Below are 18346 nucleotides of genomic sequence, written 5' to 3'. Positions count from 1 at the left end.
GTGGGTAGAAAACCTGTCAGCCTGATTGATACCGCCATTTGTTTGCGACTACAAGATGAATACGTATTCAATGCGCCAAAAGTGTGCAAGCCAACCCATCCGTTATTCAAGGCTGACACAGTGCGATAAATTGCCGTGCTAACACCGAATGGTACTTTTGTTTATGCCAAACTAATTGCAATTGTCGCGTAAAAGGCGTCGGTAAGGTAATTTTCGCCAGCCGACCATAGTGCAAACGATCGGCGGCCGCAGCAGCAGAAATAAAACTCAGCCCCAGCCCTGCTTCAACGGCCTGCATGATCGCCTCTGGCGAGTTAAATTCGGTAATCGCCGTGATCGTCGGCAAATGTGGGGCAAGATGGCGGTCAAACTGCGCTCGACTGCCGGAGTGCGCTTCGCGTAACACCCAGCTTTGCTGTTGTAAGGCGTGATAGTGGTGCACTGTTGTTCCGGCGAGCGGATGGTCGGCTTTGGCAATAATATACATTTCGTCTTGCCGCCACGGTTGGGTGATCAAATCTGGGAAAGGGTTATCTCCTTCGATCAGCGCTAAATCAAGTTCAAACTGCAGCACTTGTTGACACAGCGTATAGGTATTATCGATACTGACTTTAAATTGCCCTGGCGCTAATTGGCTCAATAAGCGGGGTAATAAATAATTACCAATGGTTTGGCTGGCTCCTAAGCTCAGTTGGCCTTGTGGCGTGTTATGTTGAAATAAGTATTCAATGTCTGACACCCGCGCCAAAATTTCATCGGCTAACGGCTGTAATAAGCGCCCTTGTTCATTGAGTTTTAAACGCGGGTGTACCCGATCAAACAGCGGCGCACCCAGTTGCACTTCTAATTCACTTAAGGCCTGCGAAACCGCCGCCTTACTTAAATACAGTGCGCTCGCCGCACTGCTTAAATTCCCCAACCGAGCAATACAACTAAATACCTGCAGCTTTCGAATAGCAATCATGTTCGGTTTATCCTAACGCTAGGTTAAAAACGTTCAGATATGCTAAAGCAAAAGTGAGCGCTATCCTAGCGTCATTCTGTAAATTGGAACCATGACATGTCAAACGATCGCACTGATCTCACTCGCGCCATTCCAACCCCCTTGGCCGCGTTAGCATTAGGCATAGCCAGTTTAGGCTGGTGCTGGGATAAAGCATTGCAATTACAAGGCGCGCTGCAAACCGCAGCGGCATTGTTCGCCTTGGTATGCCTTAGTTTGTTACTGTTTAAGTTTATCCGTCAACCGGCGCTGCTACGCCAAGATTTAGCGAACCCGATACTCGGTGCGGTGCTACCGGCGTCAGCCATGGCGTTAATGGTGATCGCCACCGCGCTACCAAATAGTGCGGGGCGTTGGCTTTGGTCCGTTGCTGTGGTGCTGCATTTATGGTTACTGGTGGCGTTTATCTGGCACCGTGTAGGCACTTTACAGTTTAATCAGCTGTTACCCGGTTGGTTTGTGCCGCCTATTGGTATTGTCACTGCCGTGGTAACCTGCCCTGCAGCCGTTTCAGAAAATGTCATACAGGGTATTTTTTGGTTTGGGCTGCTCTGCTATGCCGTATTACTGCCTTTAGTGATCATTCGTTTGCTGTTCGCCGGTAGCGTCCCGTTAGCGGCAAGGCCGAGTTTGGCGGTTTTAGCGGCTCCGGCCAGTTTATGCTTAACCGGCTATCTCAGTTTATCCAGCCCAGCACACCCCATGTTAGTGCTCAGCTTACTGATATTGGCACTGGTGATGACCAGCATTATTTATGTGGCCATGCTATATTTATTAAGGTTACCGTTTTCGCCCGGCTTTGCTGCTTTTACCTTTCCTTTAGTGATTGGCGCAACGGCGCTGTTTAAAGCCAGCGAACAATTTGCGCTATGGCAACAGCCTGAAAGCGCAGCATTACTGCAGCAGCTCGCTTATCTAGAATTAGTTATCGCAACTCTGGTAACCTTATATGTCAGTTTTCGCTTTGCCGGTTATCTCTGGCAACAAAGTGCGGCGCTGCGGCCAGATACACTAGCCAAGCAAACACAAAGACTGGTTGAATCTGCTAGCAGCAAAAATTAATGAATAAAAACAGATCGGTTCGCAACCTCTAACCTAAATAAGGCTTAATACATGGCAATTGAATGGATACTGGCTTTTGTATCCTTGGGAGTGTTTGCTGGCTTTATGGCTGGTTTACTCGGTATTGGCGGCGGCGGCATTATGGTGCCTATGCTCACCAGTATTTTTGTCGCACAAGGGATCTCACCCGATTACGTGGTGCACTTGGCCCTTGGTACCTCTATGACATCTATTATGATGACGTCGCTTTCGAGCCTGCGCGTGCATCACGCCAAAGGCGGTGTACTTTGGCCAATCGTAAAAGTGATGGCCCCTTGGCTAATTATCGGCTCTTTTGCCGCCACCTTTGTCGCAGCAAGGATAAGTGGTTATGCCCTTGCGGTATTTTTTGCCATTTTTATGAGCTACATTGGGATAAAAATGCTGCGGCCGAAAAAAGCCATCGTGGCTGAAAGTAGAAACCCCAGAAAATTGGAGTTAGCGGCAGTAGGTACGGGTGTCGGCGCTATTTCAGCCTTGGTATCCATTGGCGGTGGCACCCTCACCGTACCCTATTTAAGTTGGCGCAACATCACATTAAAGTATGCTATTGGCACCTCAGCCGCGATTGGTTTACCTATCTCGTTAGCCGGTGCCTCTGGTTATTTACTGAACGCCCAACCACAGCTGGATTTACCCTACACTGTGGGTTTAGTGTATTTACCTGGCGTTGTTTTAATCTCTGCAGCCAGTTTTTTTACTGCTCGCATTGGCGCAAAACTGGCGCACAAATTACCCGTGAACACCTTGCGAAAAATCTTCGCTATTTTGTTGATCTTACTCAGCTTAAAAATGCTCTGGTACGTTCTATAGGCTATCTATAGCTGGGTATATAAATAGCCGTTTTTCAGCGCCTTATCTTATATCTAAGATAATACTCCCGCGCGCAGGGATACTTAGTGGCTGTTGCAAACTCACGACGTTACCGGTCAGCACATTGGTAGCGGCTTTATCTGTCGCTAGCACTTCACGAAAACGCGCTAAATCCAGTGTCACTGCCTCGTGTTGCTTATTCAGCACCACCATCACCGTCTGCTGCTCATTGTAGCGAAAATAAGTATAAGTGCCGCGATCCGGCGCGAAATGTTTTAATTTACCGTTATGTACCGCACTCGCAGTTTTGCGCCAATTCAGCAACGTTTTCACTAACTGCTGCGCCTGACGCTGCGTTGTGTTTAAACCTTTACCGGTAAAGGCATTTACCTGATCACCGGGCCAGCCGCCGGGAAAGTCAGCGCGTACTTTGCCATCGTCACGCTGCTGAGGGCTAGTCATCGCTAATTCTGTACCATAAAACAGTTGCGGGATACCGCGCATCGTTACCAGATAACTCAGTGCCATTCGATATAGGTCCATATCTTCATTAAGCACTGAAAATAACCGCGCTGTGTCATGATTACCTTCAAAAATCACCAAGTTAAAGGGATCGGCATACACATGATCATTACTGAGCATTTCATACAGCCTGATCCAACCACTGTTCCAGCTCTCTTGCTCCACTAAGGCATTTAATAAGGCATCGTAGAGCGGAAAATCCAACATGGCCGGCGTATGCGAGACATAATCGTCTTTATTTTGTTTACCGGCCTGCCAGTACGACACGATCAACGGATTAGGGCTCCACTCTTCGCCCACGATATTAAAGTGCGGGTATTCCTGCATAATGCGCCGGCCCCATTCGCTTAAAAAGGCTTTGTCGGCATAGGAATAGGTATCTTCACGAATGCCTGATAAACCGGCATATTCCACCCACCAAATACTGTTTTGAATCAGGTAAGTGGCTAATTGTGGTTGCCGTTGATTCAGATCAGGCATACTGTCGACAAACCAACCATCGGTAAATAATTGGCGATCACCTGCGGCGGCATAGGGGTCTTGAATGGTACTGCGGTTGTGGTTGGTTGGCACAAAGCGCCCCTTTGCATCACCGCTTGGAAAATTAAGCCAGTCTTGCGCGGGTAAATCGGTCAGCCACCAATGCTTGCTACCGATATGATTAACAATAATATCCTGAATCACTTTAATGCCACGGCGATTTGCAGCGGCGACAAAGTCACGAAATTGCGCATTACTGCCAAAGCGCGGGTCAACTTGGTATAGATCAGTGGCCGAGTAACCGTGATAAGAATACGCCGGTTGGTTATTTTCGGTTAAGGGTGTGGGCCACACCGCCGTAATACCCAAGGTTGCAAGGTACGGCAGTGCCGCTTGCATACCCGCGATATCGCCACCATGACGACCGTTATCCTTTGCACGGTCCACACCTTCTAGCATGGCGGGTACCGTATCATTGCTCGGATCGCCGTTGACAAAACGATCAGGCGTAAGTAAATAAATCACATCACTGCCATTAAAGCCTTGCCGCTTCGCGGAACCCTGCGCTCGCGAAAGCAGCGGATAATCATAGCGAAGTGCTACCTTTGCTCCCTGCTTTAGTTGCAGCGGCAATTGCCCGGCTTTTGCCTCAGCAGCGATAGTGAGCTCCACAAATAAATAGTTGGGATTGTCAGTGCGCGTGATCTTGCTGATCGCGACCCCAGGGTAAGTTAACGCGGGTGTTAAGCTACTGATATTTTTGCCGTATAACAGCAGTTCAACCGTTGGATACTGCATGCCCACCCACCAATTTAATGGCTCTACTCGTTGTAACGTTGGCATGCTGGCGTGAAGCGGTAAGTTACAACCAAGCAGAATGACAGCAAGCAGCAAAAAACGCATGTAAGATAAGCTCCTGTTTAAGTAAACAGCGCCAGATAAAACCGGCGCTAGTTATCAGTACTGAGACTATTTAATGACAATCTGACTCAACTCAGCCTGCCACGTGAGTTTGATATACACTTTTTTTGCTGCTTTATCGTACCAAGCCAGCTGTTGGCTTTTAGCAAAGCGCTGCGGCTGTGCCACCAGCGGAATATACTGACCATCGACATAGATTTTGTCTGGTTTGCCGCGTTGATTATGCACGACGAGGGTTAACTCACGCTGCGCGGGCTTACCCTGATAATCTCCACCTTGGCGCTGCAACGAAAACAGCAGCTGTTCGTTGCTGTGCTGTGCATTAAAGTTCAGCAATTCATATTGGCCTTTGGCAAGCGAATCGGGCGTTACGCCGTCATCTTCAAACAGCTGACCTTGCGCGGAGCTTACACTGGCATCTGCGAAATAATGTAAGGTAAGCGCTTGGCTAGAGTAATCTGCGGTGCGCTGGATCGGTGCCGTCATCGGGATAAAACTACCCGCTTTCACTAACACCGGAATGGTCTCAAGACTAACTGGGCGCTTTACAACTTCGCCGCCAATAATGCGTTCACCGTTAAAAAAGTCAAACCACACGCCCGTTGGCACATTCACTGGCCACTGCGTAACACCTGGCTCGGTCACCGGCGCCACTAAAAACGCGTCGCCCCACAGGTAACTGTTGGTTTCAGTGCGTAACGAGGGGTTAGTTTCATCAAGGAAAAACAACGGTCGCATCAGGGGTATCCCCGTTTGGCTATGTTGATAGGCCAGCGTGTAGTTATAGGGCAGCAGTTGATAACGTAAGTTTAGCCAAGGGCGCAGGGTGTCAATCACCTCATCACTGTGAAATACCGGCTCTGGCGCAATATGTTCTTGCGCATGTGGCCGATAAACTGGCTGAAACACACCGTACTGCAGCCAGCGAATATACAGCTCCGCATCAAACTGCTCGCCGCCGGCAAAACCGCCCAGATCAGAATGGATATAGCCAAACCCAAATAAGCCCATTTGTAGCGCCAGCTCAACTTGTGGCTTTAACCCACCCCAGCTGCGGTCGACATCGCCGGTCCAAGGCACCATGCCATAACGCTGCGAACCAAGATTCCCGGCACGCATCATAATAAAAGGCCGCTGCTCAGGGAAATCTTGCCGATAGCCTTGATACACTAATTCTGCCCAGCGCTGACCATAGGCATTGTGTACCTCATTGGCCGTCACACTACCGATACCCGGTAACTGATGCAGGGTATCCGCTGGGTGCACTTCTGGCTCACCTAAGTCGCCCCAAATACCACCGACCCCTTGCGCCAGTAGATCACGATAAATACCCCAAAACCAACTTGACGCTTCCGGTTTAAACACATCAATTAAGCCGGTATTGCCAAAATAAAAATCAAAGGTTTTTGGCTTGCCATCGGGGCCCAAGGCTATAGCACCGGCGTCAACGGCTTGCTGCCAACGCTTGGAACTGGTTAAGATAAATGGCTCAGTAACCAAAATGGTTTTAATGCCATCGGCGGCAAAGTCAGCCAGCATCTGCTCGGGTGTAGGAAACGCCTGTTTATCCCAAGCCAAGTTGCCCATATGGCCTTGAATGTCTTTACCAAACCAGTACAAATCGATAACGATGGCATCTAGTGGTAAGTTTAGATCACGAAATTTTTGCACCACAGCACGCGCTTCGGCTTCTGTACGATAACCAAAACGTGACGCATAATTGCCTAAAGTCCAACGCGCCGGTAACGGTGCCTGACCGCTGGCCGCCGTGTAGTTAGCAATCAGCTCCGGCGTATTTTGCCCTGCCACCACGATATAAGCACTACGGCCACCTTCGGCTTGAAAAGCCAAGGTATCGGCTTGGCTATGGCCCAGATCCAACTCACCGCTAGCGCCATTATCAAATAGCAGCATGTAGTTTTTACTCGACATCACCCCAGCCAAACTAAAATACATCTGGTTTGATTCGGTGCTATAACCATAATGCGCTTTGTTATACAGCGGTAATTTATGGCCACGGCGATCCATACCCAGCACGCGCTGGCCACCGCCAAATAACATCTCCTCGGGCGTTAAACGAAACTTAAAAGCAATTTTTGTAGCGTCGGGTTGCAACAAACCCGCGATATCTTCAGTCAGTAACCGCTCACCTTGATAAAAACGCAATGCCAGTGGGCTTTTTTGTATTTCGACCCGCAAGCGGGCGCTTTGCAAGATCAGCTGCTCTGGCTGTTGCTGCAAGGTCAGTGCTACCGCAGATGTTTTATCGGCTAAAATCAGTGATGGCAACTGCTGCCGCCCTTCCGGCTGATACCACACTTCAACCGCCGCTTCGTGTTGAAAGCGCACACTCACTTGGCCACGGTCAGTGGTTAAAATAAGCTGATTATCATTAACCCGATGCGATTGATAATGTTCAGCCGCGCCGAGCAGCAGCGAGGCAAACAGCAGCGCACTACACACCAACCATTGAAAATAACGTTGCATAGTTTTTCCTTAACGCACCAATTGATATACCACAGAGCCCAGTGGCGCCAACTTCACCGCAATACGGCCTTCACCGCTGGTCACCACCAGTTCATGGCTCACACCCGTTAACTGTTCATGTAATGCATATTTGCCATCGGCAAGCTGCCATTGCTGCATCAGGGTGCGAGGTAATTGCAGCTGAAATTCAACTGACTCTGTGGCATTGAAATGGCTGACCACCACTAATTGCTGCTCGTTAGAAAACCGTGCAAAAGCCAATTGCTGCTCTGAATAAGCACTGCCTGCGGCTAAATTTAGCGTATGCAATTCCACATAGTCACCGTTTAATGCCGGCGCCTCACGGCTAAAGCTGAGTAAACCTTGATAAAAATGCCGTAAGTTCATTTCGGCGGGCGTCAGCGCACCACCATCAAACTTCCCGCCATTCACCCAGCGCTGATGATGCGGTACGCCCCAATAATCAAAAATAGTGGTGCGACTGGCTTTGCCAAAACCGGCATCCTCACTCGCCGGTTCACCCACTTCTTGGCCAAAATACAGCATGGTGGGTGAACTACTGATTAACGTTGAGACCACCATGGCTGGCATGCCTTTACGGGCATCTCCTGCAAACTCGGGGCTGGCAATGCGCTGCTCGTCATGATTTTCTAAAAAATGCAGCATATGGTGTTCAATATCCGCCATGCGCTGCTGCACCTGCACTAAGGCTGAGGTAGGTCCTTTGCCTTGCATCACTAATTTTAAGCTGTCGTAAAATTCAACCTTGTCATACAAATAGTCCATTAAACCTAACTGTATATAGTCGCGATATAGCGCCGGCTGATACACTTCTGCGAGTAAAAATGCTTGCGGATTAGTGTGTTTGATATGCGCGTTTAAATAACTCCAAAACTCAACGGGCACCATTTCGGCCATATCATAACGAAAGCCATCAACACCCAGTTGCAGCCAATATTGCGTAATATCACGGAATTTTAACCAAGAATCAGGCACCGACTTACCTTGCCAAAACTGGTAATGCGCTTGCCAATCTTTTTGGGCATAATCAGCCGGCAAGCGCTCAAAATCATAACTGCCATCAGGCCGCACACCATAATTGATTTTGACCGTCTCATACCAATCATCAAAGGCGGGTTTGGCCGCTCGTGCACCATTACCGGTCCATTTCGCCGGATTTTCGTTAAATTGGCCATCAGCCAACGGGTGCGCTTGCCCCCCTAACACTTGATAATCAGCGGGCCAGTCAGGTACTTGAAAGGCTTCGCCAGGCACATAGTAAAAGTTATTGTCGCGCGCATAGACCACACTGGTATCATCATTCGCGCCAAAATCAGCCACGCCGGCAGGTTTCGCCAGCGACTGATAAGAGCGCGCCACATGATTGGGTACGATATCAATTAACACCTGCATACCATGCTGGTGAGTACGCGCAATCAACGCTTGGAATTCTTGTAAACGCTCAGCAGGATCAACCGCTAAATCAGGATTAACACTGTAATAATCTTTCACCGCATAAGGCGAACCGGCGCGGCCTTTCACTACATCGGGATCGTCATGACTGATACCATAAGCGCTATAATCGGCAATAAGCGCATGATGTGGCACACCGGTAAACCAAATATGGGTGGTCCCCAACGCTTTGATGCCACGTAAGGCGTCATCATTGATGTCATTAAATTTACCTACGCCATTTTGCGCCAGTGAAACCCAGGGTTTGTTAGTACTGGTGGTATTGGCATAAAGACGAGTGAACATTTGATATACCACCGCCTTGCCCTGAGCAGCGGTGTGATCCGAAGCGGTGCTGACCACGGCCGGCGGTGTTACGGTTTGAGATGCGGGTGTGGGGGCTTTATCACAGGCAACCAATACTGCGAGTGCCGCCAAGCTCAATAAGCGAATTGTTTTTATCATCTTGCTGCTACCTATTGGGTTGATCCCAATAAGTTACCGCAATTTTTGACGCAAGCATTGCCTTTTTTTGGTGCATACGTATGCAACAGGTCGATGCCCGAATTAAGGTTGCAACACTTGCTCGGTCCACAATACCGCTTCTTGATAAAGTTCCTGCAAGCCGGTCAGTGGATCAAGTGCCTGCTTTAGTTGCTCCGTTCTTGGCCAATCGGCTTGTTCAAAGGCTTCGATTAATTGCAAGAACTGCCCTAACACGCCTTGTCTTGCTAGCAGTGCTTGTTTTACGTTGTCTAACAGCGGTAATTGTTGCAGCAACTCTGCCAGCGGTTGCTCGACTATTTCGTGCACATTTGAAAACAGACCGGTTAAAAAAGCACTGGGCGGATTGTCCGGCAGTTTTTTTTGTTTGGCGAGTTGCCCGCAAAAATAAGCCCGCACTAAAGATTGAGTGATCCGCTCATCAATGCCGCCATCCGCTAAATTGGCTAACGCTAACAACGAAATAAATTTCTTTAATTCCGTTTCGCCCATAAAGACCATGGCATGTTTTAACGAGGATATTTTTTCTGAACGCATTGGCCCAGAGTTATTAATAAAACTCAGTAACTTGTAAGACAAACCCACATCGCGCTGACAACACTCAGCTAGCCGATTAAAATTCATTTTGCTGGATGACGCTTCAGCAATTAACTCCAGTAAGGTCGCTTTGTTTACCGGTAATTGTTTGTGCTTCATCATCTCTGGCCGAGCGAATAAATAGCCCTGAAACAGATGAAAACCCAAAACCTTTAACTGCTCAAATTGCTCGGCGGTTTCTACCCGCTCGGCTAATAAGATCAATGGAAATTGTTTTAATTCGCGTAATTGGCGACTAATTTGCAGCATATTAAACTGCTGAATATCGACTTTTAAATAGGTAATGTAAGGTAAGAAAGGCCGCCATTTTTCATCAAAGTCGTGATCATCTAACGCCAATTTATAACCACGACCATGCAAAAACTTTAAGGTATGCAACAGCTCTTCAGAGGCAGGTACCGATTCTAATACCTCAATGACCATGCCTTCTGGGCGGATTGACGTGGGAAAGTGATAAATTAGGGTATCTTCAGAAAAATTGATAAACGCGAGTTTGTTGGCAGCGACTTTTTCAACACCCATCAATAGGTGATGCTGCATCAAGAGTTTGGAGGTTGCCTCATCGGCATCAATATTAGGAAAGGCGTTGGCCTCACCATCACGAAACAATAACTCGTAACCGATGGTCTCCTTTGAAACATTAAAGATTGGTTGCCTTGCAATAAAACCATACATATTACGTAACCCTTAAGCACTACCGCTTGAGAGTATAAACTTTAACGCCTCGAGCACAAGAGCGCAGCAGAATATATCCGCTGCGCCATCAACAGGCTTTAATGCTTTTGTGTAACACTTCGTTGACCCGCCCGGTGCTCGCGCGCTTGCGGTCTTTTTGCTGCAACGGCCCGTGGCGCTTTGCTGTTAGCCGTGGTAACAGGTAAAGGTTGCTGCGGCGTAAAACCGGCAATCATCTGTCTGGGCAGTAATTGCTTAATTAACCGCTCAATACCCACCAACTCTTTTAACTCTTCTGCACACACTAATGACACCGCTAAACCTGCGGCCCCAGCGCGACCCGTGCGGCCAATGCGGTGCACGTAGTCTTCAGGAACATTGGGTAATTCAAAGTTGACGACTTGTGGCAATTGCTGAATATCTAAACCACGGGCGGCGATATCGGTCGCCACTAACACCCGTACTCCGCCCGCTTTAAATTCAGCGAGGGCTTTAGTACGCGCGTTTTGGCTTTTATTACCATGGATAGCCATGGCCGTGATGCCTGCTTTTTCTAATTGCAGCGTCAGCTTGTTAGCACCGTGTTTGGTTTTGGTGAACACCAACACCTGCTGCCATTTATGCTCGTTAATTTGTTGAATGAGCAAGGCGGCTTTTTGGCTTTTATCTACCGGATACAGCCACTGTTCGATGCGCTCGACCGTACTGTTTGGCGGAGTCACCGTCACTTCTAACGGATCGTTTAACAGGCCTTTTGCCAAAGTACGAATCTCGTTGGAAAAGGTTGCCGAAAACAACAGGTTTTGCCGCTTAGGTGGTAATAACGCTAAGATTTTTTTAATGTCGCGAATAAAGCCCATATCGAGCATACGGTCAGCTTCATCTAACACCAGCACTTCAAGCTGATTAAAGCGCACGGCATTTTGCTGATATAAATCCATTAAACGCCCTGGCGTGGCAATCAGAATATCAACGCCTTTGCGAAGCGCCATCATTTGCGGGTTAATTTTCACGCCACCAAACACTAAAGTGCTACGCAGTGGTAAGTATTTACCATATAACGCCACGTTTTCTGCGATTTGCGCAGCTAACTCGCGGGTTGGCGTTAAGATTAAAGCACGCACTTGGTTAGCTTGTACTTTACGTCCTTGCGTTCGGCCTTCCGCTAATAATTGTAATAAGGGTAAAGTGAAGCCGGCCGTTTTACCGGTTCCGGTTTGCGCGGCTGCCATCAAGTCGCGCCCTGCTAACACGGCAGGGATGGCTTGTTGCTGGATAGGTGATGGTGTGGTGTAACCTTTTTCTGCTACAGCTTTTAAAATGTCAGCCGATAACGGTAAATCTGTAAATTGCATGCGTATTCCCGCAATTGTCGCTGCGAAAATCTCTGCCCGCAGCTGCAGTACCCTTCCAAATGAAGGGCGCGCAGCTTACATGATATTGCAACAAAAGACGAGTAAATCACTTACTTAGTCCCGTTAATTGGTAATTGCGCGGTGAATCGTACAGAAAATAACTTTTTCGTAAAACGAAAAGTGTTAATTTCAACTTTTGCTCTATTGCTACTTTGCAGCCTAGATCGGGAGTGGTATTTTGTTTTATAAATCAAATAATATCGGGGCTTAGTTTTGAATCTTGCGCTTCCCAAAAAATCGGTTTTTGTGCGGAACCTTGAGCAGCTATTGGCACAGTTTTATAGCACTCAGCAAGCGTGTTTTTATAACGAGGCGATAGATTTTTTTGCGCAATATCAAGAACAACAACGTGCTTTACGCCAAGCGGAATTTGTTTGGAAGCAAAGTCAACAAGCGGGTGATATTGCCGAAGTACAACGCAAAAACCGCAGCCTTTTTACTGATCTGCAATTTGAAGACGAAAAGCGCCGTATCCGTTGCTGGACGTTGTTGCGCCAAGCCGCAGAAGCCCTGCTAAAACTGAGTGAAGGTACCACGCCGCTCGAAACCCAAACGGCCAGTGCTCGCTTGCTCGGTGGTTTGTTAATGACCGCAAGCTCAAATAAACGCAAAACGGTCTTACTGGAAAACGCTTATAAACCCTGTTATCGCGCCTTACTCACCTTACGCTTGTTAGAAGACTTGTTAGAACAAAACATCTTAAAAGAACCGCTCTGGCAAGAATGGTATAAAGAACGCAATGTGGGCTCTTTAACCGACTGCCCCTATCGGCAAAACCTACAAATACCGATAGTGATGGGCTGTATCATTCAACATGCCGGCTTAATGTGCTTACCGGCACAGCAATTGCTCGCCAAACAAACTGGCGGTGACAAGGCCGATCGAGCCTTGACTCAAGAGCAACGGCAAGAGCTATTAAGCCATTGCCTTACCGGCAGCCTCGACTTATTAAAATATGGCCTAGGCGAGTTACCTTTCAGGGGTAATAAACGCGAAGAACGTGATTTACATCAACAGCAACAACAGCGCTTATTAAAACAATTACAACGTTTTATTAGTGCCAAACCCAATACCCCGCTGGGCAGCTTATTTAAAGTGCCGCAAGCTTATGCCTCTGTCGCCCTACCGGGCCGGCCACGCTATAACTATGAAGCCTTACCTAAAGCAGCACTGTTAATGCGAGATGGTGTGCAACGTGGTGATTACCATGGTGTGTTAGTTGATAGGCTGTTTCGGATTGTTGGTTTGTTCCCGCAAGGCTATGGCGTAGTGTTCACGCCGCTGGGTGATGATGGGAAACCACAAATGAAATATGAGTTTGCCATTGTGAACACCCTTTATCCCGAAAAGCCAGATCAACCTGGCTGTCGAGTGGTCAGCCGTAATATGCAATATCGCAATACGGGGCATAATATTAGTTTAAGCAGTGAGCTGAATTTATTTTTTAAACCCGCGCGGGACCGTTTAAAGCGGCTACCAGAAGAGCGGTTAAAAGAATTGCTGAATATGCTGTTTAAAGACGGCGAAGAGAACTACATGAATGTACTCTTGCCCAAATGCTGGTACCCAGAAAGCTTCTTTAGCGTGCCAGAAAACCAGAACCTATGGCAAACCGTGCATTTAAAACAAAACTAAGTAAAAACTCAGGTTTTCGCCGCTTTTACGCTGTATCTCATTGCAGTAAACAACATACTGACGGTATGTCGTCTTCTGCCAGTACGGTGGTGTCACTTATTTTGGTGGCATTACCCATCCAACATTAGCGTCTCTTCCTCAGCGCGGTTTTGTTGCCCGTTTTTTTAACAGCACGCTGTCAGCATAAACGTTTAGCCTTTACTGCTGGGCCGCGCTTTGCTGCAAAAATTGTTGGTGACTAGGTAATTGGGCTGCGGTGCGCTGCATAATTAACTGGATATCATCTAAAAAGCCGGTTAACTGCCCAGCTGACAAACTCTCCGCCAAGGGATGATAGTGCTTAGGTAATACATGTTGCCCTAGCATCACTTGCTGCCAAGCTACTTCGGTAAATAACTCATCTTGTTGACGAAACACCGCAGCATTTTCGGCAAACAGCGCTATACGTTGCGCCAGCGAATCAGGCAAGGTCATTTGCTGACAATATTGCCACAAACCCTGATCAGTGCGCTGATTTAAATGATAATGCAGAATAATAAAATCACGGATAGCACAGTATTCCTCAGCGGATTGCCGATTATATTCTTGGCGTAATTTAGCCATATCCACCGAAGTAGGAAAGCACTGTACTAAACGCACTATGGCACTTTGGATCAGATGGATACTGGTCGATTCTAACGGTTCGAGAAAGCCACTTGATAAGCCAATCGCCACACAGTTGTGCTGCCATTGCTGTTTACGCCGGCCCGTTACAAAGCTAATTTTGCGCGGTTCGGCTAAGGCCGGTGCATCTAAATGATGCATTAAGGTGTGCTGTGCTTGTTCATCGCTTAAAAATTGGCTGTTGTACACCAAGCCATTACCGGTTCGATGCTGTAACGGAATACGCCATTGCCAACCGGCATCTCGGGCGATAGCACGCGTGTACGGTAAAATAGGTTGTGTTGCGGCCGAAGGCACGGCTAAAGCGCTGTCACAAGGCAACCAGTGTTGCCAATCTTCATAGCCTACGGCTAATTGCTGCCCAATTAATAAAGCGCGACTGCCCGAACAATCAATAAATAAATCGGCTGCCAGCTTTTGGCCATCGGTTAATACCACCTCTGCAATCGCCTCAGAAGGATGCTGGGTTACCGCAGCGATAGTGCCTTCGGTGCGGCTAACGCCTAAACGCTCACTGTATCGGCGTAAAAAAGCGGCATATAAACCGGCGTCAAAATGATAGGCATGCACTAAACCTTGTAAGGGTGTATTCGGAATTTGCGCTAAAGGCTGATATTTACCGGCACGCGCGGCCTGATAATTTAATGAAAACTCCCAAAAACTGCGGCTATCACCGCGAGCCCGTGCCGCCAACCAAAAATGATGAAACGAGGTAAAACCCAAGGGTTTGCCAATAGGACCAAAGGCATGCATGTAACTGTCGCCCGGCTTGCCCCAATTCTCAAATTGAATGCCTAATTTGATGGTGCCTTGGGTGGCTTGCAAAAACTCGGCTTCGTTAATACCGAGCGCCGCATTAAAGTGTTGAATGGCCGGAATGGTTGCTTCGCCCACACCAACAGTGGCAATAGCATCAGATTCAATAAGTTGGATTTGTACTTGTTGGCCCATAAACCTTGCCAGCATAGCCGCTGACATCCAGCCTGCTGTACCACCGCCAACAATTAATACTTTTTTAATCGCGCGTTGCTGCATCATCCGTCTGTTGTCTCCATGATAAAAAAGCCCCTGGTTATCGATGATAACAGCAGGGGCGGCTTAGTCAGTTAGACTTTATTAAAACTTATATGACACACCGGCCATAAATGAGCGACCGTAGCGCTGATACTCAATCACGCGACGCGTGTCATCACCTTCAACCCGCACAAAAGGTTCATCGGTAATGTTGTTCGCTTGCAGTAACAACGTCAGACCTTCATAGTCACCCGAGAAGCTATAGCTTAACTGAGCATCCACGACGGTTTCTGCTTCAATCATACGTAAGTTACGACCATTACCAAAGCCAGAGATTTCACCTAAGAAGTCTGAACGGTAACGGCTGCTGATCCGCGCAGAGAAGCCTTCGTTTTCGTAGTAGAACGTTAAGTTAGCCACTTTCTCTGATAAACCGGGTAACGGCGTAGCAGGATCATCAGGATTCGCTTTGATATTACTGTCTGTCCAAGAACCGGTTAATACCGCACCGAAGTTATCTAACGCTGGCGTTAACATGCCGCCACTAGCCGATAAGGTAAATTCTAAACCGTTGATCCGACCGCCTTCACCATTTTGTGGTGTCGTCGCAATACCTTGGTTAATCACCGGCACTTCGCCACCTGATGGGAAACCGGTAAAATCTTGGATCACGCGCTGATCATAGATGTAGCTTTCTAAATCTTTGTAGAACGCTGCAATGGCCACATAACCATTACTGTTGTCGAAATACTGCTCGTAAGAAACATCCAGTGAATTAGCAATCCATGGGCGTAAGGCAGGGTTACCACCACTAGCGCTCCAAGGAGAATTTTGCTCTGGCGTTGCTTGTGCGTTATTCAGTGCAGGGTTAAAGCCGAAATCTTGGCTCGCCCGCATCTGATCCATCCGCGCCCGCGCCATAGTCCGCGCTAAACCAACACGGACATATTTCGCCATACCTACTTCAAAATTCAGGTTTAAGCTTGGCAGCACTTCCCAGTATTTATCGCCACCGTCTAAACGGAAAGACGATACGTTAATGCCTGAGCCTGAGGCCGCTAACGCGAAAGAAGATTGGTCAGTGTGCACTAATTGCGTACCCACATTACCAGTTACGGGGATTTCACCAATACGGCTGTTAATACCCACTTTGATATAACCGGTGATCACGTCTTCTTCTACGTTCCAGTCTTTAATCAAAACGTCAGCATTGGGGTTACGCACTTTGACGAGCGCACCGGTATCAATCAACTGGCGCGGATCGTAGCTCACCATACCTGGAATACCAAAAGCCGCTAGGCTGGTGGTGCCGGCTACGTTCGGGATCGGCGCAGATAAGGCGCCATTAGGTAATGCCAGGAAGAACTCATTAGCTTGCTTGTCTTTTTCACGGTTGCTGTAGTTAATGCCCACTTCTAATGAATCGAAGTTCTCACTCTCTAGCATGGTTTGTGCACTAAAGCGCAGCTGATTCAAATCATCGGTAATACCAGGTGAGTTGAAATAACCTAACTGTCCGCCAGGGATAATATCGCCACCCCAACCTTGCGGGCTGGTCAGTAAAATTAAGCTGGGATCAGCATAGTTAAGCGTAGTGTTAAACACCGGGCCATTCGGGCCCATGGCGAAAGATAAGTTATCTAAAGCGCCTGATCCAGCAGGGCCAGTACCGGCATCTGATTCTAAAATTAAATCGGTACGGTCTAAGGATGAGTGACTAATATCTAACGTAGCATCCCAACGATCAGATAACTTGAACTCGTTTTTCCAACCCAGCGAGAATAATTCACTTTCGCGGTAGTTGCCGTGGTTACGCACAATGCCTTTTACGCCAGTGTAGCCACCTGAGGTCACTAAACCGTCTTCAACCGTTGCATTAACCAGTGGTGCGCCACCCCAAAATAAGGGTAACTCAATAAAGCTGGTGCGCTGCGTTTCATCAAACTGTGAATAATAGAAATCGAGGGTGCTGCTGAATTTATCGCTAGGCTTGTATTCTAACACGCCGATAAAACCGTCGCGCTCTAATAAGTTAGAGTTTGCATACACTTTGCCGCCGCCGATCACTTTATTGCCATCCGCTGTATCAGCATAACCCCATGCTTCAAACCGCTCGATTTGCACTGGGTTAGACATGTTGGCATAACCTAAGGCCACGCCAATGGTGTTATCGGCAAATTGGTCAATATAAGAGATGCTAAAACGTTTACCCGTGTCATCGGCACCGGCATTTAAGGCATCAATTTGGCTCCATTCGTAACGCGCGTTCACCACTACCGTGGTTTCACCGTGTGTTAATGGGCTAACCAAACGCATATCCGCCGTACCGGCTAAACCTTGGCCCAGTAAAGCCGCGTCTGGCGTTTTATAAACGACCACGCCACTGAGTAATTCAGATGGATACTGGTCGAACTCGACGCCGCGGTTGTCGCCTGAGCTGACTTGCTCACGGCCATTTAATAACGCGGTAGAGAAATCGGGCGCTAAACCACGGATACTGATGACTTGGCTGCGACCATTTAAACGCTGTGCCGTTAAACCGGGTAAGCGAGCTAATGATTCAGCAATACTGACGTCAGGTAACTTACCAATGTCTTCTGCAGAAACCGCTTCTACAATTGAACTATTGAACATCTTAATGTTCTGAGACTCTTGCAAGCTGCGACGAAAACCACGTACTGAAATCACTTCAATCGCTTCTTCTTGCGCTTGAGCGGCTTGTGCGTCTGTCGCCTCTTGTGCCAACGCCATTGAGCTGCTACCCGCTGCCGCTAACGCCAATGTCAGCATACTGAGTTTAAATTTATTCATAACCCTACCTTCCCCGGTCTGTTGTTGTTTTATTGATGCGAAATCCGTAAGCCTGCCTGTAATTAATCAGTCTCGGTTTCGCCATGCTCATTTATTAAACTTATTCTGTCGTTCACTCAAGATGAATACGTATTCATAAGCAAAATTATGCCCAAATGCTGTGCATCGCGAAATAAGCCTGCACCTTGAACGCACAAAGCTAACATTGGTAGAACTTTGTTTTCTCTTGAAAAAAACAGCACGCCACACAGGA

At 47.9% G+C, this 18346-nt stretch carries 11 protein-coding genes; 3 read left to right on the top strand and 8 right to left on the bottom strand.

Features of this window, described 5'->3' with window-relative positions:
• Positions 1–106: 106 nt before the first annotated feature.
• Entirely contained in the window at positions 107–964 is an 858-nt protein-coding gene (locus LMJ53_RS02525; RefSeq protein WP_229584655.1) for a LysR substrate-binding domain-containing protein, read from the bottom strand.
• 96 nt (positions 965–1060) lie between these two features.
• On the opposite strand from LMJ53_RS02525, the gene LMJ53_RS02520 reads away from it, so the two are divergent.
• Both LMJ53_RS02520 and LMJ53_RS02515 read left to right on the top strand, forming a co-directional pair.
• A complete protein-coding gene (locus tag LMJ53_RS02520) occupies positions 1061–2065 on the top strand; it encodes a TDT family transporter (RefSeq protein ID WP_229584654.1) in 1005 nt (334 codons plus the stop codon).
• 51 nt (positions 2066–2116) lie between these two features.
• The gene (locus tag LMJ53_RS02515; RefSeq protein ID WP_226750472.1) at positions 2117–2917 is read left to right on the top strand and encodes a sulfite exporter TauE/SafE family protein; all 801 of its coding nucleotides are present in this window, start codon (positions 2117–2119) and stop codon (positions 2915–2917) included.
• A gap of 42 nt (positions 2918–2959) precedes the next feature.
• On the opposite strand, the gene LMJ53_RS02510 is transcribed toward LMJ53_RS02515, so the two are convergent.
• The 5 genes from LMJ53_RS02510 to LMJ53_RS02490 all read right to left on the bottom strand — a co-directional run bounded on the left by LMJ53_RS02510 (position 2960) and on the right by LMJ53_RS02490 (position 11910).
• Positions 2960–4822: a glycoside hydrolase family 13 protein gene (locus LMJ53_RS02510; protein ID WP_229584653.1), complete on the bottom strand. Its 1863-nt coding sequence runs from the start codon at positions 4820–4822 to the stop codon at positions 2960–2962.
• A gap of 66 nt (positions 4823–4888) precedes the next feature.
• Entirely contained in the window at positions 4889–7327 is a 2439-nt protein-coding gene (locus LMJ53_RS02505) for a TIM-barrel domain-containing protein (RefSeq protein ID WP_229584652.1), read from the bottom strand.
• Between the two features lie 9 nt (positions 7328–7336).
• Entirely contained in the window at positions 7337–9244 is a 1908-nt protein-coding gene (locus tag LMJ53_RS02500; protein ID WP_229584651.1) for an alpha-amylase family glycosyl hydrolase, read from the bottom strand.
• Positions 9245–9346: 102 nt separating this feature from the next.
• Positions 9347–10555 (bottom strand): EAL and HDOD domain-containing protein, encoded by a 1209-nt coding sequence (locus LMJ53_RS02495; protein WP_229584650.1) that lies wholly within the window; start codon positions 10553–10555, stop codon positions 9347–9349.
• Positions 10556–10653: 98 nt separating this feature from the next.
• Positions 10654–11910 (bottom strand): DEAD/DEAH box helicase, encoded by a 1257-nt coding sequence (locus tag LMJ53_RS02490; RefSeq protein ID WP_229584649.1) that lies wholly within the window; start codon positions 11908–11910, stop codon positions 10654–10656.
• Positions 11911–12237: 327 nt separating this feature from the next.
• Here LMJ53_RS02490 and LMJ53_RS02485 point away from each other — a divergent pair, with 327 nt between their 5' ends.
• A complete protein-coding gene (locus LMJ53_RS02485; protein ID WP_229584648.1) occupies positions 12238–13605 on the top strand; it encodes a hypothetical protein in 1368 nt (455 codons plus the stop codon).
• A 198-nt stretch (positions 13606–13803) separates the two neighbouring features.
• Here the strand turns inward: LMJ53_RS02485 and LMJ53_RS02480 are convergent, their stop codons facing one another.
• Positions 13804–15306 (bottom strand): tryptophan halogenase family protein, encoded by a 1503-nt coding sequence (locus LMJ53_RS02480; protein ID WP_229584647.1) that lies wholly within the window; start codon positions 15304–15306, stop codon positions 13804–13806.
• 78 nt (positions 15307–15384) lie between these two features.
• A complete protein-coding gene (locus LMJ53_RS02475; RefSeq protein ID WP_229584646.1) occupies positions 15385–18093 on the bottom strand; it encodes a TonB-dependent receptor in 2709 nt (902 codons plus the stop codon).
• Positions 18094–18346: the final 253 nt, after the last annotated feature.

Source organism: Rheinheimera sp. UJ51 (genome assembly GCF_020819615.1).
GTDB lineage: Bacteria > Pseudomonadota > Gammaproteobacteria > Enterobacterales > Alteromonadaceae > Alishewanella > Alishewanella maricola.
This window is presented reverse-complemented; position numbering and strand designations above follow the sequence as displayed.